Genomic DNA, 16,748 nt, shown 5'->3' with positions numbered 1-16,748 from the left:
GGTGCTCCAAGGGTGAGGGTGGTTACCAGGTGTGCGTCACGGTCACGGGAGCCGACGAGGTGTAGAGCTCCCCTACGGCACGCAGTTCCAACCGTGTGGCCTGCTCTCCCTGTTCGGGTTGCAGCCCAGCGGCGAAGTAGGCCGGCTGGCAGGTGCCGCCGAGGAAGCGCCGGGTGCCGTCGGGCAGGACGCGGTACAGGGTGTGGTGGCGTACGTCGCCGGGGCCGCGGTTCCAGGCGAGGCGCAGGTCTCCGCCGGACGCCGCGGTGATCCGGAATCCGGTCGGCGCCGCCGGCGTGGCGACGGCCTCCCGGACCGCGATCCCGCCCAGCCGCCACTTCACGGCCCCGCCCGTCGCGGTGAGCCGGACGCCGATCGCGTGCGCGGTGCCGGTCAGGCCTGTGAGTCGTACGGTCGAGGTCTGCCACGTGCTGCCCGAGTTCACGGGGAAGTACGTGTACGGCGGTGTCGCCCCCGGAGTGCTCGGGTCGGCCGTGGCCACCGCCAACTCGACCCGCACGCTGCCCGCGTCGGTCCGATGCGTCAGCTCGACAACCGTGTCGGCGGTGATCGGCAGGCGCGTCGCGTACGCGTCCACGATCGCCGGCTCGTCCAGTTCACCGTCGACGAGCACACTGCTCCCGCCGCGCCACGCGTCCGCGAAGTCGAACGTCACGGCGGGGCGTTGTCCGTCGGTGTGCACGACCCAGCGCCGGGACGGCAGCCTGTCCTGGAGACCCAGATGATTCCACGGCTTATCCGACGTCACCTTCCCGTCCTCGTACCACCGCAGCCCGTGCCCGGTGTTGAACACGCTCGCGAAGGGGACCGCCATGACCGTCGACCGGTCGGCCACCGACACAGCTGGCGCCCGCCAGGCGTCCGCACCGTCCGGCCGCGACGGATCCAGCGACCGCCCGGTCCAGAACCGGTCGTCGGCGGCGTGGAACTCCCCCGGCCCCCGCCCGTCGGCCGGAAGGTGATTCCGCGTCCACTCGGGCCGATAGAAACCGACCGACACGACGTGCGCCTTGTCTCGCGGCACGATCGCGTCCCAGTTCACGGACGAGTTCCAGCCGTTCGCCTCGACATCGACCCCCGCCCACAACTCGTAGCGATCACGCCCCAGTTGAGCGGCCCGCTGCCCGGACGACGTGAGCTTCGCAGCCGTCCACCGGAAGTCGACGAACATGTCGTCGGCGGCCTGGAAGAACGCCTCGTTCTGGGAGTTGAGCGCTCCCTGCCAGCTCACGGACCCGTTCACGGTCATCGAGTCGTACCAGGTGACCCGCTGCCCCTTGGCCTTGGCGAGCGTCTTCAACTCACGCATGAAGCCGAGCATGTCCGCGCCCAGCGCGGCGTTCCCGCCACTCGTCTCGGCGTTCACGAACCACCCGTCGAAGCCGTACGCCTCCGCGACCGCGACGAGCTGCGCAGCCAGGGGATACCGCCCGGCCGCGTCCTTCTGCACCAGGTCACGGGTCCACTGCAACTGCCCGCCATAGGCGACGGGCGGCAGGAAGATGTTGCCGAGGACGGGCACTCCGTGGCGGTGGGCGGCGTCCACGATCGGTGCGTTCGGCGCCAGGATCAGTCCCTCGCCGGAGGAGCCGCCCCAGAACACCAGCTCGTCGATGTACGCCCAGTGGGCGAGGGCGTAGTAGTCGGCGGTGGCCGAGCCCTGGGAGGGGTTGGAGGCGGTGGGCCCGAAGGACACCAGGGACTGGATGCGGGCCTGGCCGGCGCGGGCGGTCGGGTTCGCCGGGGTCGGGGTGAAGCGCGGGGCGAGCGGGACGGTCGCGGCGTTGAAGGCGAGGTCCGGGTCGTCGGCCGGGCGCCAGGGCTTCAGGCTGCGCCAGGTGATGCCGGTGCCCGGGGTGCCGGAGGGCAGGGAGTCCGGGTACCAGTAGGAGGCGTACGGCTGGAGGGCCGCCGCAGCCTTCGGGGCCGCCGCAGCGGGCGGCGAGGGCAGCAGGGCGGCAGCGGCGCCGGCCCCTGCGAGCAGGACGGTACGTCTGGTGGGGTTCACGTGCGGGTGCCTCCTTGTGGGGTGGGGAGTACCTGGTCGGACGTGACGACTTCGGTGATGCCACGGGCGGCGAGGTGATCGGCGTCCGCGGCGCGCGTGTCGAGAACGGTGGTGGGGCGGGCGCCGTCGGCGACCAGCCGGAAGAAGGCGTCGTAGACGGGACCGCCCGGCGCGCAGACGGAGCGGACGCCCGGGTCGGCCGGGACGACGAGGGCGGTGGTCCGGGGCGCGGGCACGGGCGTGGGCCCGCTCGCCGCGCGGGCGAGCACCCGAGCGGTGTCTTTCGGCTTCCGGTCGTTGGTCAACAGGCCGAGCCCGTATTCGAGTTCGGGGAAGTCGGCCAGGTCGCGCGAGACGTCGTGGGAGCACCACCAGGTGATGCCCCACAGGTCGGGGCAGTCCAGGGCGTTCGCGACGGTCGCCTCGGTGAAGGCGGCGGCATGCTCGGGCGGGACCAGGGGCGCGGGTGCGCCGACCTCCTGGAGCCAGACGGGGCGGTGTGGGTCGTCGGCCCAGGCCTTGCTCAGCTCGACGAGGTACGCGGCGTGGTGCTCGGCCGGGACGGAGGTACGGCCGTGGCGCTGAGCGGTGCCGTTGAAGACCCAGGAGTGCACGGCCGTGACCGTGCCGAGGCGCGCCGCCTGGGCCGGCGTGAACGGCTGGTCGTCCTGGTACCAGGTGGCGTCGTACTCGGCGTGCAGGTGCAGCTTCCCGGGAGCGCCCTCCTCGCAGGCGGCGAGCATGCGCGTCAGCCAGCGGTCGATCTCGTCCTCGGTCGCGCGGTCGGGGTCGGGATGCGGGCCGGCCGAGAACTGGTTGACCTCGTTGCCGAGGGTCATGCCGAGGAAGTTCGGCCGGTCGTCGAGGGCGGCGGCGAGAGTGCGCAGGTAGGCGGCCTGGCCGTCGAGGACGTCGGGGTCGGTGAAGAGGTTGCGGCGGTGCCAGGTCCGGGTCCAGGCCGGGAGGAAGTCGAAGCTGCTCAAGTGCCCTTGCAGAGCGTCCACGTTGACGTCGAGGCCGCGTTCGGCGGCGGCGTCCACGAGCTGGACCAACTGCTCGACGGCCCTGGGTCGGATGAGTGAGCGGTTGGGCTGGAAGTACGGCCACAGCGGGAAGACCCGGACGTGGTCGAGGCCCAGCGCCGCGATGGAGTCGAGGTCGGCGCGTACGGAGTCGAGGTCGAAGTCGAGCCAGTGGTGGAACCACCCTTCGCTGGGCGTGTAGTTGACGCCGAAGCGCACGGCAGAAGGCATGCGGTGTCCTTGACTTCAGTGGGGGAGGTTCAGAGCCTGTGTCATCTCCCCGGCCGGGCGCGCGACGCCTGGCACGCACGCTCGCCGCGTTGCCGAACCGCCCACGTGGCTCCGCCACGAGGGCGCTCCGGCGCCTTGCGATCGCACGCGCCCCCACGCTCGAACAACCTCGCGCGGGGGGACCCCCATGACGCCGCGCGCTGATCCGGCCGGGGAGATGACACAGGCTCTCAGCCCTTCACCGCGCCCTCGCCGACGCCCCGGAAGAAGTACCGCTGGAGACAGGCGAAGAGGGCGATCAGCGGCGCCACCGCGATGATCGTGCCGGCGGCGACGAGGCGTTCGTCGTTGGCGAAGGTGCCGTGCAGATAGTTGAGGCCGATGGTCAGCGTGAACTTGGACGGATCGCTCAGCACGATGAGCGGCCACAGGAAGTCGTCCCAGGCGCCCATGAAGGCGAAGATCGCGACGACGGCGAGGGTCCCCTTCACGGAGGGCACTGCGATGCGCAGGAACCGCTGCCAGACGTTGGCGCCGTCGACGTAGGCCGCCTCCTCGATCTCGTAGGGCAGGTTGAGGAAGGCGTTGCGCATCAGCAGGACGTTCAGGGCGCTGACGCAGCCGGGCAGCACGACACCGACGAGGGTGTTGTTGAGGCCGAGCTCCCGCATGGTCGTGAACTGGGCGATGATGATGCCCTCCACGGGCACGAGCATCGCCAGGATGAAAGCGAGGGTGGCCGCGCGGCGGCCCCGGTAGCGCAGCCGGGCGAGGGCGTAACCCGCGAGTGCCGCACCGACGCAGTTGGTCACGACGTTGGCGGTGGCGACCTTGAGCGAGTTGAAGGCGTAGTCCCAGACGGGGATGGTGTCGGCGACCCGCTCGTAGTTGTGCAGCGTGGGCTCGCCCGGCAGGAACTTCGGCGGGGAGCTGAAGATGTCCTCGGTGGGGCCCTTGAGGGAGGTCGACAGCTGCCAGAGGAACGGGCCGACGGTGAGGGCGAGGACGCCGAGCAGGAGCAGGTAGCGCAGGGCGAGTTCCCAGAGCCGGACGCGGCGGCCGTGCTCGTCGGTGATGCTCACGCCTCGTCCCTCCGATCCGCCCGCAGCACGAGCAGCATCAGCGCGACGGTGACGACGAAGACGACGACCGAGATCGCGGAGGCGTACCCCACGCGGCCGGTGAGGCCCGTGCCGGTGCGCTGGACGAGCATCACGAGGGTGGTGTCCTCACCCGCGGGGCCACCGGTCGGGCCCGCCATCAGATAGACCTCCGAGAAGACCTTGAAGGCGGCCACCGACGAAAGAGCTCCGACCAGCACCATGGTCGACCGGACAGCGGGCACCGTGACCGTGAGGAAGCGGCGGATGGCGCCCGCACCGTCCACGGCTGCGGCCTCGTGCAGCTCACGCGGCACATTCGCCAGCGCGGCCAGATAAATGATCATGTAGTAGCCGAGGCCCTTCCAGACCGTCACGGCCATGGCGCTCAGCAGGAGCAGCCACTGATCGCTGAGGAAGCCGATCCGGCCGACCCCGATGCTCTCCAGCAGCGAGTTGACCAGTCCGCGTTCGTCGAGCAGCCACACCCAGATCAGTCCGACGACCACGATCGAGGCGACGACCGGGGTGTAGAAGGCGGACCGGAAGAAGGTGATGCCGGGGATGTTCTTCTGCACCAGGAGCGCGAGCAGGAGCGGCAGGACCACCAGCGCGGGCACCACTCCGACGACGTACAGCGTGCTGTTGCGCAGCCCGATCCAGAACATGTCGTCGTTCAGGAGCTCACGGAAGTTCGCCAGGCCCACGAACTCGCCCGGGATCAGGGTGCGGCGGTCGGTGAAGGCGTTGACCAGCGTGGAGACGAACGGGTACAGGATGAAGGCGCCGGTGATCAGCAGGCCGGGTGCGGCGAACAGCCAGGGACTCACCGGCAGCTGGCGCCGCACCCGGGTCATGGTGGACATGACTAACCCTGCTGCTGAAGCAGCGTGTTACAGGCCTCGATAGCGTTGTCAAGAGCTTGCTTCGGACTCTCCTTGCCCTGGAGCGCCTTGGCGACCTCGTTGCGCAGGGCGGTCTTCATCTGCTCGCTGAACAGCACGGGCGTGTAGTTGACGGCGTTCTTCAGCGACTTGGCGGCGGCGACCCGCACCCGCGTCTCGTCGGTGCCGTCCTCCTTCGTGAAGTAGGGGTCGTCCAGCGATCCGGCGGTGCTGGGGAAGATGGCGACCTGCTTGGCGAACGACATCTGGCGCTCGGCGTCGGTGACGAAGTGGGCGAAGGCGACCGCGGCGGGCGTGCGCTTGGTCTGCGCGTTGACCATCACGCCCATCACGTACATGTTGACGTGGCCGGTACTGGTGATCTGGTCGGTGATCCCGATGTTCTTGTACAGGTTCGGCGCCTGCTTCTTGAAATTGCCGAGGTCCAGCGCGCTGCCGGGGTTCATGGCGACAGCACCGGTGAGGAACTTCTTGCCGGACGACTCGGGGGTCGCGGTCAGTGCTTGCGGATCGAGTGCCTTCGCGTCGTACAACTCCTTGTATTTGGTGAGGAGTTCGACACCCTTCGCGTCGTTGAAGGTGAAGGCGGTGCCCTTCTTGTTCATCAGCTCGACGCCGTAGCGGCCGAAGTCCTCGATGGTGGGGACATTGGCGAGGGTGGCGACCTTGCCGTCGGTCTTCTCCGCCACCTTGAGCGCGGCGTCGAAGACTTCGTCGTACGTCTTCGGCGGCTGCTCGGGGTCGAGTCCCGCCTCCTTGAAGAGGGACTTGTTGTAGAAGAGCGGGCCGGTGTTGAGGTACCAGGGGAAGGCGTACGTGCCCGTCATGCCCGGTATCCGATGGCTGGCCCAGGCCCCTTCCAGATACTCCTTCTTGTACTGGCCGGCGGCCTTGTCAAGGTCGAGGGCGAGGCCCGCCTTGGCGAGCGGGGCGACCAGGTCGGGCGAGACGTTGACGACGTCCGGGAGCGTGCCGCCGGCCGCGTCGGCGCTGATCTTGTCGGCGTAGCCCTCGGCGGGCTGGTCGATCCACTTCACGTCGGTGCCGGGGTACTTCTTCTCGAAGTCGGCGATCAGGCCCTCGAAGTAGTCCTTGAAGTTGGCGCGCAGGTTCCAGGTCTGGAAGGTGATGTCCCCCTCGACCTTGCCGGAGGCGTCGGCCGAGCCGCCGTCGCCGCCTCCCGAGCCGCAGGCGCTGAGCGGCAGGACGACACAGACGGCGAATGCGGCAGCGAGGGCTCTACGGGAAACAGGCACGGCGAACCGGCCTCCTTTGCGGACGAGTTGGCGAACGAGGCAGACCCTGCACGCCGATCCGGCAGCCCGTCAATGCCTCTCGCGCAGCTAATTTCTTTAGTGACTAATACGCATTAGGATCACCAAGCTGAACCGCATTAGGTGTTCAGCCCTGAACCGCATTAGTGCATACTGCTCCGGAATGTGTCGCCGGAATGGGGAATCACCATGTCAGGCAAGCGGTCACCGGCCCGACGGCCGACGATGAAGGACATAGCGCGGCACGCCGGGGTCTCCCAGAGCGCGGTCTCCTTCGCCCTCAACGGCCGGCCCGGCGTCTCGGAGGACACCCGCGACCGGGTGCGGCGGGTCGCCGAGGAGCTGGGCTGGCGGCCCAGCACGGCGGCGCGGGCCCTGTCCGGGGAGGGTGCGGCGACGGTCGGCTTCGTGCTGGCGCGCCCCGCTGACACCCTCGGGGTGGACTCCTTCTTCCTGCAACTCGTCTCGGGCATCCAGCAGGTGCTGGCCGAGCGCCATCTCGGGCTGCTGTTCCAGGTGGTGGAGGACATCGCCGACGAGTGCGCGGTGTACCGGCGCTGGTGGGCCGAGCACCGCGTGGACGGCGTCCTGGTCGTCGACCCGCGCACCGACGATCCCCGCCCCGACCTCCTCGACGAACTCGGCCTGCCCGCCGTGGTGATCGGCGGCGCGCCCGACGACCGCCACCCCGGCCTGTCGACCGTCTGGGCCGACGACGCGGGCGCGATGGCCTCGGTCGTGGACGGCCTGTACGCCCTCGGCCATCGCCGGATCGTGCACATCGCCGGTCTGCCGGGACTCGCCCACACCGAGCGCCGTATCCGCACGCTGCGCGCCGAGGCGGGGCGCCGCGGCCTGTCCGAGGTGACGTCGGCGACGACCGACTACTCCGACGCCGAGGGCGCGGCGGTCACCCGCCGGGTCCTTCAGGGCCCCACTCCCCCGACGGCACTGATCTACGACAACGACGTGATGGCCGTCGCCGGTGCCGCCGCCGCGGCCGAACTCGGCTTCTCGGTACCGGCGGACGTGTCGGTGGTGTCCTGGGAGGACTCGGCGCTGTGCCGCATGGTCAAGCCGTGGCTGTCGGCGCTGTCCCGGGACAGCGTGGAGTTCGGGCGCACGGCGGCGCGGGAGCTGACCGCGCTGCTGGACGGTGGGGCGGCGCGGGCGGTGCGGGTGCCGGTGCCGCGGTTGGTCGAGCGGGGCAGTACGGGGGTGGCGCGGGGCGCGTGACGGCCCCGAGCCACCCCCGTCGAACGGATGCTAGGCGCGCAGCCCCTGAAGCCCCTCGTAGGCCGCCGTCACGATCTCCATGCCCCGGGTGTCCTCCGCGGGCTCACGCATCTGGTTCGTCACATACGCCACGACCATCCGGCTGTCGGGCTCGATCATCACCAGGGATCCACCCCAGCCGCCCCAGCCGTACGTGGTGCCGAACCGTCCGTACCCCAGGCCCCAGCTCATCGGCATGCCCAGGACCCGGTCGTCGCCGGTGAACTGCTCCTCCCAGGCACGGTCGCACCCAGCCCGGGAGAGCAGCCGTACCCCGCGTACCTCTCCCCCGCAGGCGAGCAGGGACTGGACGAGGGCCACCGAGCGGGCGTTGCCGTAGCCGCTGGCCGCGGGGATCTGGGCGCGGCGCCAGGCCAGGCCGTTGCCGTCCCGGACGCGCACGCCGTTCCCCGCCTCGGAGCCCTCGGGGTTGCCGGGTGCGCTCGCCGCGTAGTCCTCGCCCTGTCCCGTCGGCGGGATCGTGCGCGCGACGCGGTGGTCGTGTTCGGCGGCCAGCCCGATGTGGAAGTCGGCGCCCAGCGGACCGGCCACCTCCTCGGCGAGGAACTCGCCCACGCTGCGGCCGGTGATGCGCCGCACGACCTCGCCGACCAGGAATCCCTGGGTCATCGAGTGGTATCCGGCCGCGGTGCCCGGCTCCCAGCGGGGCGCCCGCGCCGCGAGCCGTGCCGTGACGGCGGGCCAGTCGTAGAGGTCCTCGACCGACCCGTCCCAGTCGGGCAGGCCGGCCGTGTGCGCGAGGAGATGCCGTACCAGCACCTTCTCCTTGCCCGCCGCGCCGAACTTCGGCCAGTAGCGGGAGACCGGCGCCGAGAGATCGAGTTCGCCCCGGTCGGCGAGGACGAGGGCGCACAGCGCCGTCATCGTCTTGGTCACCGACCAGACGTTGACGATCGTGTCGCGCTCCCACGGGACGGTGCGGCCCGCGTCGGCGTACCCGCCCCAGACGTCCACGACCGGCTCGCCGTCCACGAAGACCGCGACGGAGCCGCCCGCGTCCCCCGCGTCCACCATGGCGGCGAGCGCGTTCGGGACGGCGATGAACAAGTTGTCGTACGAGCCCTGGATGTCGGCCATGTGCCCCATCCAGCCCGCGCGGCCCCGCCCCGGTCAACCGAATTTCAGACCCGTGACCGGTACAGCCCGAACTCCACGAGCCGCGTCGCCGCCCGTGAACCGGTCACCCGGACCCGCCACCGCCGGGCCCGCACCGGAGCCGCCAGCAGCAGGATCCGGCTCGCGCCGATCACCCCGGCCCGGGTCACCTCCGTCCAGGCACCGTCGCGCTGCACTTCGACGACGAAGCTCTCCACCTGCTGGCCGAGCCGGATGTCCTCGGCCAGCCGGATCCGGTCCACCTCCCTCTCCCGGCCGAGGTCGACGGTTATCCGGCCGGGCGAGCTGGTCCGCCGCGCGTCGCGCGCCAGATCCTCGGGAAGCTCACGGTCCACGCGCTCGCGGAACTCCCGCAGCCGCGCCACGTCGGCGGCGGGCAGCAGGCCGTCCGTGTCCGGCGGGATGTTGAGCAGCAGCACCGAGTTGCGGCCCACGGACCGGAAGTAGATGTCCGTCAACTGCTCGACGCTCTTGGGCTGTTGGTCGGCGTGGTAGAACCAGCCGTCCCGGATGGAGACGTCGCACTCGGCCGGCCACCACTGGAGGAAGTCGGCCACCGGCTGGGCCTTGACGAGGGCGTCACGGCTGCCCATGTCGGCGGCGTCGTAGGAGAGGGCGTAGTCGGTCCGGCCGTAGTCCTTCTCCTGTACCGGTACGACGCTCCACTCGTCCTCCCGGGCCAGCCCGCCCTCGTTGCCGACCCAGCGCACGTCCGGCCCGGACACGGCGACCACCGCGTCCGGCGCGAGCGACCGGACGAGCGTGTACCAGCTGTCCCAGTCGTACTTCTCCACCTTGTCCGGCGGGATGTGCCCCTGGGCTCCGTCGAACCACACCTCGTCGATTGGCCCGTACTCGGTGAGCACCTCGTAGAGCTGGTTGAGCATATGGGCGCCGTAGTCGGTGCCCGGGAGGGTGTACGACCGTGACGGTGTGCGGTCGTCGCCCTCGACGAGGGTCGGGATGGTGTGGTCCGTGCGGGCGCTGCCGTTGGCGTAGACGCCGTGGAGGTATTGGTTCTCGTCGGCGGGTGAGACATAGACGCCGACCTTCAGTCCGTACCGGCGCATGGAGTCGGCGAAGGACCGCAGGACGTCGCCCTGGCCGTCGCGCCAACTGCTCGACGCCACCGAGTGGTCGGTGTAGCGGGACTGGTGGAGCACGAAGCCGTCGTGGTGCTTGACGGTGAGGATGGCTAGCTTGAAGCCGCCGTCGCGCAGGGCGCGGGCCCACTGGTCGGTGTCCAGGCCGGTCGGCTGGAACACGTCCGGGTCCTCGTCGCCGGTGCCCCACTCCAGACCGGTGAAGGTGTTCACACCGAAGTGCAGGAACGCGGTCCGCTCCAGTCGCTGCCAGGCGATCTGCCGTGCGGTGGGGCGGACTTGGGAGGCCTTGCGGACCAGGTCGGTCTGGGTGTCGTCGGGGCTGACGGGGATGCGGTAGTGCGGGTCATCCGCGGCGGGGGTGGGTGCGGCGAGGGCGGGTCTCGCGGCGCCCGTCACGGCGAGGGCGGCGGCTGTCGCGACGAAGACGCGTCTGGATACGGCCATGGGGGCGACTCCTCGGGTCCAATCCTCAGGGCAAGTCCTCAGTGCAAATCCTCAGGTCAGGTGCCATACGGCGGGCGTGCGCAGGTCCGGTGGATACTGCACGAGCCGCCCGTCGTCCGTCACGCTCACCGTCATGCGGGTGATGGCGTTGACGAGCCGGTAGCCGCCCCCGGTCGGCTCCAACTGCCAGCGCTGGAGGGTGTTCGCGGTGTCGCAGGTCTGCGGTGCCGCCTCCACTCCGGGCTGGAGAGGCACGTTGAGTGTGAGCTTTCCGCCGCGCACCTCAAGGCAGCCGTCCGCCGCCCGTACGGTCACGTAACCGTCGGCCGTGCGCCTGACCTCGGCGTCGAAGGACTGACCGCGCGTCCGGAAGGTGTACGACCCGTCCGACACCGGCACCCGGGTCAGGTCACGCCACCCGGGCGCGTGCCCGACCGCCGTGCCGCGTGCGGTGAACTCGGCGTAGGTGCCGTCGGGGTGCGGATCACCCCAGGTGGCCTGGGCGATGTGCCGGAGTGCGGGCCACAGGGCGACGGCGACCTCGTTCTCGGTCTCGCCCCGGCCGTTGTCGGGCCAGAGGCTGATCTTCGCGCCGGTGATGCCGTCGGAGGAGGCCAGCTTCTCGCCCTCGAAGCTGCGCGGGTCCCAGCTCTGGTCGTAGAGCCCCTTGGTGTCGCTGTGGAAGCCACCGCGGACCAGGTAGAGGGCGTAGGCGGCGTTCATCAACGGATATCCCTGAGCGCGGAGTCGGCTCGGTTTGGTCGCCACGTTCAGCCAGTGCTCGACTGTGGTCCCGGCGGTCACGGGGACGGTGTTGGCGCCGGTGAGCCCGTCGTTCCAGATGCGCAGCTTCTTGCCCTTGCCCGCCGCGTAGGCGTGCACGCGGTTGACGAAGTCGATGAAGGCGTCCTGGGGTGTGGCCTCGGGGCCGTACCGGTCCTGGGCGTACTTGAGGATCTGCGGGTACTTGGCGAAGTCGGAGCCGAGCATGTACTCGTCGGCGCCCATGTGCCAGGACGTGGCGGTGAAGACCTGGGCGTACTCGTCGATGAGGCTCGTGTAGTAGGCGAGGGCCTCCGGCCGGGTGATGTCGAGGCGCGAGGGCTGCTTGTTGCCGTCGGAGTCGGTGAGCTGCAGGTCGGGGCGGTTCTCGATCCACGGGTCCATATGGCCCGGGGAGTTGATCTCGGGGATGATCTCGACGTGGTAGCGCTTGCCGAGGGCGACCAGCCGGCGTATCTCGTCCTTGGTGTAGTAGCCCCAGGTGTTGGCCTCGGGATGGGCGTCGCTCTTCACCTTCAGTTCGAGGAGGAGCTGGTTGAGCTTGTGGTACGCCATCTCGCGGACCAGGTTCTCCAGCCAGGGCAGGGAGATGTTGATGTAGCAGGCGCAGACGCCGACGCCCCGCTCCTTGTAGCGCGGTACGTCGACCGTGCGGCCGGCGGGGATCCGGTCGCCCTGGGCGAGGAGCTGGAGGACGGTGCGGGTGCCGTAGAAGGCGCCGGTCTCGGTCGCCGCGGTCACCGACAGCCGCTGGTCGGCGCGGAGTTCGTAGCCCTCCGTGCCGAGGGAGGCCTGCGAGGACTGGACGTCGATAACGATGTCACCGGGCCGCGCGCCGCCCCGCACCACCGCAACCCTGCCGTGTCCCGCGTCGCGGAGATCGTCGGCGAGGGTGTCGGCCACCCGACGTTCGGTCGCGCTGTCGGCCACGAGGCGGGCGGAGCGCTCATACGTGTAATGGCCGGATGCCGGTGTCCAGTCGGCGAGGGCGGGCACCGTGACCGGCGCCGCGGCCTGCTCGTCGTCCGCGAGCGCCGGCACCGGCGCCGTGAAGAGCAGCATCAGTGCCGCCAGGACACCGGCCGATCTCAAGCGTCTCCTCATGAGGCACTCCCATTCATCGGATGTCTGATGATTGGGCGACCCCCAGGGGCTGTCAATGGAACGCGAAGTGAGCGGAGTTGGCTCATTGATCGGATGATGTGCAGGTCAGCAGGGCTGCACCGAGGGGAGGCGGCGTGAAAAGTCCAAGAAGACCTTCCCGAATATCCAAGCCGGGCGCCCTCTCGACTCCGGGCCCGCCGCCCGGCAGAGTGCTCCTACATACTCGCGAGTAAGCCCGAGGAGCGCCCGTGACCAGCTGGGTCGGCAGGACCGCCGCCGAGATCGCCACCGCCGTACGGGAGAAGCAGGCCACGCCGCGGGAGGTGGTGGCCGAGCACCTGGCCCGTATCGAGCGGCTCGACGGCCGCATCGGTGCCTTCCGCGTGGTCCGGGCCGAGGCGGCGCTCGCCGAGGCCGACCAGGTGGGCGCACGGGCCGACCTGGCCGAACTGCCGCTCGCCGGCGTGCCGGTGGCGATCAAGGACAACCTCGCGGTGCGCGGCGAGTCCAACCGCGTCGGCTCCACGGCCACGCCGGACACCCCGGCCGACGACGACCACATCACCGTGGCCCGGCTGCGGGCCGCCGGCGCTGTGGTCGTGGGGCTGACGAACGTGCCGGAACTGTGTGTCTTCGGCACCACGGAGGGGGTGCACGGCACAGCCCGCAACCCGTGGGACACCTCGCGCACGGCGGGCGGCTCGTCCGGCGGCAGCGCGGCCGCGGTCGCCGCGGGCATGGTGCCGATCGCCCTCGGCAACGACGGCATGGGCTCCCTGCGCATCCCGGCGGCCAACTGCGGCCTGGTCACCATCAAGCCGGGGCACGGTGTGGTCCCGGCCGGCATCAGCGACGGCGACTGGTTCGGCATGTCGGAGAACGGCCCGCTGGCCACCACGGTCGAGGACGCCCGCCTGATGCTGTCGGTCCTCGCCGACACCGAGGTCGCCGTGCCGGAACCGACCGGCACACACAGGATCGCCGTGTCCCTGCGCAGCCCGCTCGCCGGGGTCACCATCAGCAAGCCGTACGCGACCGCCGCCCGCGAGGCCGCCGGAGTGCTCATGAAGGCGGGTCACCAGGTACGACGCGCTGACCCGCCGTATCCGATGTCGCTGGGCGTCACCTCGCTGACCCACTGGACGGCGGGTACGTCGGTGGACGCCCAGGGCCTCGACCCACGGCAACTCACCCGCCGGACCCGGGTCCACGCCGCGGTCGGGAAGCGCTTCGTCGAGCGGGTGCGGGCAGGCGCGAGCCGGGAAGAGCTGCGCCGCCGGCTGGAGCCGTTCTTCGCCGAGTACGACGTGCTTCTCACCCCGGCCCTCGCCCGCCGCTCCCCCAAGTCCGAGCCCTGGCACGAGCGGGGCTGGCTGCGCAACGTGATGGCCAACACCAACTACTCGCCGCTGACCCCGCCGTGGAACCTCACCGGCTGGCCCGCGATGGCGATCCCGTTCGGCACGCTCCCGTCCGGCGCCCCCACCGCCGTACAACTGGTCGGGCGCCCCGGCTCGGAGGCGGAGCTGCTGGCAGTGGCGGAGCGGATCGAAGCGCTGCGTCCGTGGCGGCGGACGGCGCCGCTGGATTAAGGCCGTGTCCCACGTGGTGAGGCCGTCGCGGCGAAGGGACCGTCGGCGGTGAACGCCAGGTGCGCGAAGCGTTCGCCGATACGGCGGTGGGTGGCTGCGTCGGGGTGGAGGTCGTCGGGCAGGGGCAGTTCGGCGGAGTCGGTCTCGCCGTAGAGGTCTCGGCCGTCGAGGTAGTGCAGGTTCGGGTCGTCGACGGCCCGCTGCCGCACGATGCGGGACAGTTCCTCCCGGATGACGCCCAACGTCAGCTTCCCGCTCGCGCGTTCCGCCGGGTCGCCCATGGCGACGAACCGCAGTCGTCCGCCGCGAAGGCCGCTGAAGTCGGGGGCGCAGGGTCCGGGTGTGTCCTCGTGGATCGGGCACAGGATGGGCGACACGACCAGCAGCGGTGTCGTCGGGTGCCCTTCCCTGATGGTGTCGAGGAAGCCGTGGACCGCGGGGCCGAAGGCGCGCAGCCGCATCAGGTCGGCGTTGACCACGTTGATGCCGATCTTGACGCTGATGAGGTCGGCGGGCGTGTCGCGCAGGGCGCGGGCGGTGAACGGGTCGAGCAGGGCGCTGCCCGCCAGGCCCAGGTTGATCAGCTCCACGCCGCCGAGGCGGGCGGCGAGCACGGGCCAGATGCCTGTGGGGCTCGCGGCGTCGGAGCCGTGGCTGATCGAACTGCCGTGGTGCAGCCACACCCTGCGGCCCGGATCCCGTGCGGGCTCGACGGGGAGGTCGGTGCGCAGGGCGATCAGTTCGGTGGTCTCGTTGTGCGGCAGCCAGATCTCGACGTCCTTGTCGCCGTCGGGCAGCCCGGCGAAGCGGACGGTGCCGGCCGGGCCGGGACGGTGCTCGGCGGTGCCGGCCATCATGTCGATGGTCACGACGTTGCCGCTGGTCACGCTCCCCTGCCCGGCGGGGCGGCCGTCGACGATCAGGTCGTATACACCGTCCGGGCGGGGCGGGGCGCCCACGTAACTCCGTTTGGTGGGCAGCGTGTCGAGTTCGACGGCGGTGGCGCGGGTACGGAAGGCCAGCCTTACGCCGGAGGGCTGTGACTCGGCCATGGCCAGCTGGCCGTCGGTGTTCTGGGCGCGCGCCCTGGCGGGCAGCCGGTGCGGCAGCATGCCGTACTCGGTGCGCTCGACGTCGAGGGCGCCGCGCAGGAGGTCGGCGGTGACGGGCGTGGTGATCCAGTCGTGTGGGGTGTCCATGTCCTCGGCCGTTCGATCAGGGGGCGGGCGCGGTGGGCCAGTTGCGCAGCAGGGCGTCGAGGGCGTCCAGGATCCGGGTCCAGGTCTCCTCGGAGTCGGGCGCACTGTGGCTGAAGCCGCCCGCCGACTCCAGGCTGGCGTAGCCGTGGAAGACGCTGCCCAGCAGCCGTACGGCGTGGGTGGCGTCCGGTTCCGTCAGGTCGTAGCCGCGCAGGATCGCCCGCGTCATCTGCGCGTGCCGTACGCCCGCACTGGCGACCGCCGTCTCGGGGTCCAGCCGCATGCGCGCGGCGGCGGCGCGGCCGGGATGCTCGCGCTCGTAGTCGCGGTAGACGTTCGCGAAGGCGACCAGGGCGTCCTTGCCGGCCCGCCCGGCGATGGCGTCGGCGGCCCGGTCGGCCATTTCCTCCAGCGCGAACAGGGCGATCCGGGTCTTGAGGTCCTGGGAGTTCTTCACATGCGAGTACAGGCTCGCGACCTTGACGTCGAACCGCCGGGCGAGCTCCGAGGCCGTCACCTGCTCGAAGCCGATCTCGTCGGCGAGCTCCGCACCCGCCCGGACCAGACGTTCCGTGGTCAGCCCCACACGCGCCATAACCATCCCCTCGATTGCCATAACCGAGTATGCATTCACCTAAAGCCTTTAGGCAAATGCCGATGGTGCAGTGTCAGGCTGCCAAAACTCCCGCTAAAGCTCCCGGTACATGACGTGCAGCCCCACCGGCCCGTACCGGGGATGGTCGTACGCGCCCGGGACCGTGCCGAGGATCGTGAAGCCGAGGGAGGTCCACAGCCGCACGGCCGGGTTGGTCTCGACGACGGCGTTGAAGACCATGCCGCGGTAGCCGTCGGCCTTCGCCGCGGCCAGCAGGTACTCGGCGAGGGCGCGGCCGATGCCACGGCCGCCGTGGTCGGGGTCCACCATGAAGCCGGCGTTGGCGATACGGGCGGCGGGGCCGCCGTAGTTGGGGGTGACGTAGGCGGAGGCGACGACCGTCCGAGCCTCGCCCTCGTTCTCGTCCTCGACGACGAAGACGTGCTTGGCCGGGTTCATCCACAGATCCCGGGCGGCTTCCTCGGAGGTGTCCGGATCCCAGGCGTAGGTCTCGCCGGCGGCGACGATCCGGTGCCAGAAAGGCCAAATCCGCGGCCAGTCGTCGGCCGCGGCTTCTCTGATCAGCATGGGCGTGAGTCTCGCACGCCCATGCGGTCGGCGATCGCGAAGCTTCTGCCCCGTCAGTCGACGCTGGGCAGGATGTGGGGCTCGGCGAGGTCGTCCTCGTAACCGGCCAGGCGAATGGGGGCGGACCTGGCCCACACATCGAGACTGCCGATCTCCTTGGACCGGCGGCCCGAGCGCTCCGTGCGTTCCTTGGGGCGCTGTTCGCGATTCGTCTTCTCAGGTGTCACCGCGCACTCCTTCTGTGTCGGATCACCCTCGGGGCGGGCCGGGCCAGTCTGCGGTCCGGTACCTGACGCCCGCTCGGGTCTTGCTCAAAGTCGGCTCGGACGCGGTGGCGCCGGTAACTGGTGCGCAAGCAGGCCGT

General features: G+C 70.6%; 14 protein-coding genes. 2 read left to right on the top strand and 12 right to left on the bottom strand.

Annotation, left to right across the window (positions count from 1 at the left end; all coding sequences use genetic code 11):
• Nucleotides 1-22: 22 nt before the first annotated feature.
• From ACIA8X_RS15295 to ACIA8X_RS15275, 5 genes are all read right to left on the bottom strand, one after another.
• Nucleotides 23-2,029: an endo-beta-N-acetylglucosaminidase gene (locus ACIA8X_RS15295; RefSeq protein ID WP_399458439.1), complete on the bottom strand. Its 2,007-nt coding sequence runs from the start codon at nt 2,027-2,029 to the stop codon at nt 23-25.
• Nucleotides 2,026-3,282, bottom strand: coding sequence for a glycosyl hydrolase (locus ACIA8X_RS15290; RefSeq protein WP_399458438.1), 1,257 nt, complete (start codon nt 3,280-3,282; stop codon nt 2,026-2,028). Before ACIA8X_RS15290 ends, ACIA8X_RS15295 begins: the two co-directional genes overlap by 4 nt.
• A 230-nt stretch (nt 3,283-3,512) precedes the next feature.
• Entirely contained in the window at nt 3,513-4,364 is an 852-nt protein-coding gene (locus ACIA8X_RS15285) for a carbohydrate ABC transporter permease (protein WP_399458437.1), read from the bottom strand.
• The gene (locus ACIA8X_RS15280; RefSeq protein ID WP_399458436.1) at nt 4,361-5,248 is read right to left on the bottom strand and encodes a carbohydrate ABC transporter permease; all 888 of its coding nucleotides are present in this window, start codon (nt 5,246-5,248) and stop codon (nt 4,361-4,363) included. The genes ACIA8X_RS15285 and ACIA8X_RS15280 overlap by 4 nt, the downstream gene beginning before the upstream one ends.
• A 2-nt stretch (nt 5,249-5,250) precedes the next feature.
• Complete coding sequence (locus tag ACIA8X_RS15275; RefSeq protein ID WP_399458435.1) at nt 5,251-6,543, bottom strand: ABC transporter substrate-binding protein; 1,293 nt, start codon at nt 6,541-6,543, stop codon at nt 5,251-5,253.
• A gap of 207 nt (nt 6,544-6,750) precedes the next feature.
• Between ACIA8X_RS15275 and ACIA8X_RS15270 the strand changes: the two genes are divergently transcribed.
• Nucleotides 6,751-7,797, top strand: coding sequence for a LacI family DNA-binding transcriptional regulator (locus tag ACIA8X_RS15270; RefSeq protein WP_393445663.1), 1,047 nt, complete (start codon nt 6,751-6,753; stop codon nt 7,795-7,797).
• Between the two features lie 30 nt (nt 7,798-7,827).
• Here the strand turns inward: ACIA8X_RS15270 and ACIA8X_RS15265 are convergent, their stop codons facing one another.
• The 3 genes from ACIA8X_RS15265 to ACIA8X_RS15255 are packed head-to-tail and all read right to left on the bottom strand — an operon-like array spanning nt 7,828 to nt 12,410.
• Nucleotides 7,828-8,934, bottom strand: a complete 1,107-nt coding sequence (locus ACIA8X_RS15265; protein ID WP_399458434.1) for a serine hydrolase domain-containing protein — start codon at nt 8,932-8,934, stop codon at nt 7,828-7,830.
• Between the two features lie 44 nt (nt 8,935-8,978).
• The gene (locus ACIA8X_RS15260; protein WP_399458433.1) at nt 8,979-10,523 is read right to left on the bottom strand and encodes an alpha-L-fucosidase; all 1,545 of its coding nucleotides are present in this window, start codon (nt 10,521-10,523) and stop codon (nt 8,979-8,981) included.
• A 51-nt stretch (nt 10,524-10,574) separates the two neighbouring features.
• Nucleotides 10,575-12,410 carry a family 20 glycosylhydrolase gene (locus tag ACIA8X_RS15255; RefSeq protein ID WP_399458432.1) on the bottom strand — a complete coding sequence of 612 codons (1,836 nt, stop codon included), beginning with the start codon at nt 12,408-12,410 and terminating at the stop codon, nt 10,575-10,577.
• A gap of 248 nt (nt 12,411-12,658) precedes the next feature.
• Between ACIA8X_RS15255 and ACIA8X_RS15250 the strand changes: the two genes are divergently transcribed.
• Nucleotides 12,659-14,002: an amidase gene (locus ACIA8X_RS15250; protein ID WP_393445671.1), complete on the top strand. Its 1,344-nt coding sequence runs from the start codon at nt 12,659-12,661 to the stop codon at nt 14,000-14,002.
• Here ACIA8X_RS15250 and ACIA8X_RS15245 read toward each other — a convergent pair.
• The 4 genes from ACIA8X_RS15245 to ACIA8X_RS15230 all read right to left on the bottom strand — a co-directional run bounded on the left by ACIA8X_RS15245 (nt 13,999) and on the right by ACIA8X_RS15230 (nt 16,611).
• Entirely contained in the window at nt 13,999-15,201 is a 1,203-nt protein-coding gene (locus ACIA8X_RS15245; protein WP_393445673.1) for a GDSL-type esterase/lipase family protein, read from the bottom strand. The genes ACIA8X_RS15250 and ACIA8X_RS15245 overlap by 4 nt on opposite strands.
• 16 nt (nt 15,202-15,217) lie before the next feature.
• Nucleotides 15,218-15,796 carry a TetR/AcrR family transcriptional regulator gene (locus tag ACIA8X_RS15240; protein ID WP_393445675.1) on the bottom strand — a complete coding sequence of 193 codons (579 nt, stop codon included), beginning with the start codon at nt 15,794-15,796 and terminating at the stop codon, nt 15,218-15,220.
• A gap of 93 nt (nt 15,797-15,889) precedes the next feature.
• Nucleotides 15,890-16,384 (bottom strand): GNAT family N-acetyltransferase, encoded by a 495-nt coding sequence (locus ACIA8X_RS15235; RefSeq protein WP_393445677.1) that lies wholly within the window; start codon nt 16,382-16,384, stop codon nt 15,890-15,892.
• A 53-nt stretch (nt 16,385-16,437) separates the two neighbouring features.
• A complete protein-coding gene (locus ACIA8X_RS15230; RefSeq protein WP_003996074.1) occupies nt 16,438-16,611 on the bottom strand; it encodes a hypothetical protein in 174 nt (57 codons plus the stop codon).
• Nucleotides 16,612-16,748 lie beyond the last annotated feature (137 nt).

It is taken from the genome of Streptomyces sp. NPDC051738, from assembly GCF_044453205.1.
GTDB lineage: Bacteria > Actinomycetota > Actinomycetes > Streptomycetales > Streptomycetaceae > Streptomyces.
This window is presented reverse-complemented; position numbering and strand designations above follow the sequence as displayed.